Source organism: Stenotrophomonas sp. A3_2, assembly GCF_036624925.1.
In the GTDB taxonomy this organism is placed as follows: Bacteria; Pseudomonadota; Gammaproteobacteria; order Xanthomonadales; family Xanthomonadaceae; genus Stenotrophomonas; species Stenotrophomonas hibiscicola.
In genome coordinates this window covers 1-485 of sequence record NZ_JAZKVY010000139.1, presented here as the reverse complement: position 1 = coordinate 485, position 485 = coordinate 1, and the positions used below count along the sequence as shown (strand labels likewise).

Here is a 485-nt window from a genome sequence, read left to right as displayed (position 1 = left end):
CGACCGAGCCGGACTGGCAGCTGGTCTCGCGCGAGATGAAGCGCAAGAGCGTGACGCTGTTGCTGTTGTGGCAGGAATATCGCGAGGCCCATCCCGACGGCTTTGGCTACACCTGGTTCTGCGACAAGTTCGGCGCGCACGAGAAGCGCACTCGCCCGACCTATCGCCACCGGCATGCCGCCGGCGCGGTGATGCAGACCGACTACGCCGGACAGACGATCCCGCTGATCGATCCGGGCACCGGCGAAGTCCACGCGGTGCAGTTGTTCGTCGCGGTGCTGGGAGCATCGAGCTACACCTTCGCGGTGGCGAGCTAGCACCAGCGGCTGCCCGACTGGATCGAAGGCCAGGTCCGGGCGCTGGAGTACTTCGGCGGAGTGCCCACTTCGATCGTCTGCGACAATCTCAAGGCGGGGGTGGCCAAGGCGCTGTGGTTCGAGCCGACCCTGACCGCGACCTTCGCGGCGATGGCGGATCATTACGAC

General features: G+C 66.2%; 1 pseudogene. It reads left to right on the top strand.

Going from position 1 to position 485, the window contains the following annotated elements:
* Positions 1-485, top strand: a pseudogene (locus R5H29_RS03920) (IS21 family transposase); the annotation flags it as partial.